Origin of the sequence: Sphaerimonospora cavernae (assembly GCF_042435035.1) — a bacterium.
Classification (GTDB): Bacteria; Actinomycetota; Actinomycetes; order Streptosporangiales; family Streptosporangiaceae; genus Sphaerimonospora; species Sphaerimonospora cavernae.
Genome location: NZ_JBHMQT010000042.1, coordinates 1 through 3,121, shown reverse-complemented (window position 1 = coordinate 3,121; position 3,121 = coordinate 1). Strand labels below are relative to the sequence as shown.

Genomic DNA, 3,121 nt, shown 5'->3' with positions numbered 1-3,121 from the left:
CCTACCGGTGGCTACCAGTCCCGAGTCTGCCGGATGGCGACTCTCTAACACTCATTAGGAGAACCACCCATGCCCACCACTTACGAAGAGGAACTCAAGAAGCGGGCTATAAGGAGCGACCCCTCCGGCTTTAGGGAAAAAGCCGGAGGGGTCGCGTTGTTGCTTCTGATTTTGCTAGGAAAACGTCTCCAAGGCATGGTCGATCTTTCGATTAGAGATCTCTACGCCTCCATCTATGCATTTTGCGTAGACCTTGAGCAGTACATCTACCCCGTGGCCAGCGCGCTCGGCGACCTCGGGGGCAGCAACGCCGGAATTGAGCCACAGCGAGACGGCCGCGTGCCGCAGATCGTACGGCCGAGCCGCCAGCGGGGAGACGACCTGTTCCGGCGTCAGCGCCAACGTTCGAGCCTTCTGCCACGCCTCGCAGTACGTCCCGATGGAGATCACACCGCCCCTCGTTGTACGGAACAGGCGCCCATCATCGTGGGTGCCGAACTCTTCGATGTGCTCGCGGAGGATGGCTACCAGCTCCGGCGGGATTGGGACCGGACGGCCCTCATCCTGTGCGCGGTGCTTCAGGCTGCGGTCGTCGTGTGCTTCTCCGCTGTCCGACCATCGCTTGTTCGCCTGAGGCTTGGACTTGGCAAGAACGAGGCGACCCCAGCCAGTCTCGGGAAGATGGCAGTCCTGCATGCGAAGGCCGAGCGCTTCGGCGGGTCGGAGGCCGGCGAAGTAGAGGGCGGCGAAGAAGGCCCGAAGGTGTCGGCCACGGTCGAGACGGCCCGCGTAGGTCACCGCGGCGAGCAGTTCCCGAGCCTGAGCCGGGTTGACCACGACCCGCCGGTCCACGACCTCGCGGACCTTCGGAGGCTTCCACGCCTTAACCTTGTCGATCGGGTTCGAGGGCAGCTCTTCCAGGTCTACGGCGTACTGCAGCACGTTGTAGAAGACCGAGCGCTTCCGGGCGATCGTCGTAGCTGCAGCCGCCCCGCCATCGAGCCTAAGCGTCAGCGCATCGAGGCCGAGTCGTACGTTCCGAACCTTCGCCAGGTCGGCTACAGGCAGCGAGTGACGTTCAAGCCACGTCACAGCAGCCGCAATATCAGCTGGACGAGGCAATTGCCGACCGGCCGGGGGAAGAACGTATTGACGGAGCGCTTCCCTGAGGACTAGGTCATCCGGCTTGCCGGGGGCGTTTTCGTCGACGAGTGCAGGGGTCACGGTGGCGAGAGCGTCGGTCAGGCTGTCGCGTGTTTTTGCCGCATCGTGAGGCCACTTCATGTCGATGTACGCCAGTACGAAGGCGAGCCACGTTACGGCGTTCTTCGCCTTCGACATGGAGACGGGTAGCCCAGTCTCCGTGTCGAACACCTCACCCCCGCCACCAGGTCGAAGAGATGGCCGCCGCCGGGCATGTTCCCGTCGCGCACATGGGCAACATCGCCGACCTGCGCGCCCTCGTCGGCCGCCAAGCGGACGGATGGCTTCGCGTGCTGCTGTGGGTCCCGCGCAAGGTCACCGAGTACCGATCCACGGAGCGCGGGGACGTCGACACTGCCGCACGGCTTCGGGCATGGGAGGAGATGTGCGCCGATCTGACCTCCAACGCCGACGAGGCATTCTTCCACCTGCGGTTGTTCACCGATCGATTAGACGCCGAGGCCGCTGCATGTGAGATCGCCGCCGCGTTCGACGCGCTGGTGAGGGCGGCGGCTCCTCACGGGATGGCAGGTCGTCGGGGTGGCATGGCCGTACACCCGCCGGAATGAGGTCGATCCGCCACCAGATCCAGCAGCCAAGACACTGGGCACCGCTAGGAACGCCGCTGCCGGGCCAGGTCCAGCACACGAGGTGATGAGCGCACCCAGCCATAAGCGCCCCTCCGCATCGTGCGCCGACGGCCCAGCGAGTTTGGGAGCGGTCACCGCGCCGTGCCCATCAGTACCTTCAACCACAGGTGCTCGGCTTCCGGAACGCGCACCCAATCCGACTCGGTGATCAGCGTCTTGCCGCCGGAGCGGGAGAAACGGCGGATGAAGGACAGCCCGCCGGCCTGGCACAGCTCATACACGATCGCCTTGCAGTCGCAGGTGTGCCGACGGACCCGCACGCGGGGAGCGCGCGGCACGCTCTTGCGCCAGTTCACCCGCTCATACCCCTCCTGAGGTTCGGCGGCCGCGTGCAGCCCAGGACAGGAGCGAATGATCTCAAGCAAGTCCTCAGCCATCACCGCACTCCCCGTTCTCGTCGCAGGTCCCCGCCGCCAGGGCACGCGGCGAAGGCAGGTGCCGCAGTTCGGCGTACCGCTCGGCGATCCGATGCGCGGCCGTCTTGACCGCCTGGACAGGGCACCGCGTGTAGATGTAGAGCCCGGAGTGGTCGGCGAGGCGGCCGGTCCACCAGCGGTAGCGCCAGCCGTCCGGCCCCTGCTCGCACCACACGACCAGGTCGGCCCACACCGACAGCAGTGCCACCCCATCACCCGCGCGCACTTCGGCCGCGACTCCCAGCCGCTCCAGCTCCACGCGAAGCCGCTCGGCCATCTCACCCGCCCCGGCTACCGGCACGACGGAGCGGAGCCGTACCGCCGTAGCCGCGTTCACCGCTTCACCCCGATCCCGCCGTAGCACGGCACGTCACCATCGAGGCAAGGCTTCTGATCATCCGGTCGCCAACGTTGTACGTTGACCAAGCCCGGCGAGATCAGGTCCAGGTCGTCGAAGAATCGGGCGATCTCGTCGACCGACCGCGGCACGGCCGGTGCGTTGGCTTGCTTGTAGTGCCGGACTGCCGCCTCCAGTTCCGGGCACTGCTCGACATGGGAGACCACCAGGAAGGAGCCGGGAGCCATCGCATCCACCAGCGTCCGCACCGCCGCGTACGCGTCGTGTTCGTCGGGGATGAAGTGCAGTACCGCGACCAGCAGCACAGCCACCGGGCGCGACAGGTCGAGCAGGTGGACCAGGTCGCGATCGGTCAGGATCTCCTCCGGCCTGCGCACGTCCCTGAGGATTGCCCGTGTCTGGGCGTCGCGTGCCAGCAGCGCCCGCGCGTGCACTAGGGCGCGTATCGGGTTGTGATCAATTCCCTTGATTCGCCCCTACGGTGGGGCTTGATC

General features: G+C 66.2%; 5 protein-coding genes. 1 reads left to right on the top strand and 4 read right to left on the bottom strand.

Going from position 1 to position 3,121, the window contains the following annotated elements; translation table 11 throughout:
* Window positions 1-174 precede the first annotated feature (174 nt).
* Window positions 175-1,374 carry a tyrosine-type recombinase/integrase gene (locus ACFHYQ_RS19435; protein WP_394302575.1) on the bottom strand — a complete coding sequence of 400 codons (1,200 nt, stop codon included), beginning with the start codon at window positions 1,372-1,374 and terminating at the stop codon, window positions 175-177.
* Between the two features lie 26 nt (window positions 1,375-1,400).
* Between ACFHYQ_RS19435 and ACFHYQ_RS19430 the strand changes: the two genes are divergently transcribed.
* Window positions 1,401-1,772: a hypothetical protein gene (locus tag ACFHYQ_RS19430; protein ID WP_394302574.1), complete on the top strand. Its 372-nt coding sequence runs from the start codon at window positions 1,401-1,403 to the stop codon at window positions 1,770-1,772.
* 152 nt (window positions 1,773-1,924) lie between these two features.
* On the opposite strand, the gene ACFHYQ_RS19425 is transcribed toward ACFHYQ_RS19430, so the two are convergent.
* Genes ACFHYQ_RS19425 through ACFHYQ_RS19415 form a run of 3 tightly spaced genes read right to left on the bottom strand, consistent with a single transcriptional unit; the run spans window position 1,925 to window position 3,088 of the window.
* On the bottom strand, window positions 1,925-2,230 hold the full coding sequence (locus tag ACFHYQ_RS19425) for a hypothetical protein (RefSeq protein WP_394302573.1): 306 nt from the start codon (window positions 2,228-2,230) through the stop codon (window positions 1,925-1,927).
* Window positions 2,223-2,606 (bottom strand): hypothetical protein, encoded by a 384-nt coding sequence (locus ACFHYQ_RS19420; protein WP_394302572.1) that lies wholly within the window; start codon window positions 2,604-2,606, stop codon window positions 2,223-2,225. Before ACFHYQ_RS19420 ends, ACFHYQ_RS19425 begins: the two co-directional genes overlap by 8 nt.
* Window positions 2,603-3,088 carry an SAM-dependent methyltransferase gene (locus ACFHYQ_RS19415; protein ID WP_394302576.1) on the bottom strand — a complete coding sequence of 162 codons (486 nt, stop codon included), beginning with the start codon at window positions 3,086-3,088 and terminating at the stop codon, window positions 2,603-2,605. The genes ACFHYQ_RS19420 and ACFHYQ_RS19415 overlap by 4 nt, the downstream gene beginning before the upstream one ends.
* Between the last annotated feature and the right edge of the window lie 33 nt (window positions 3,089-3,121).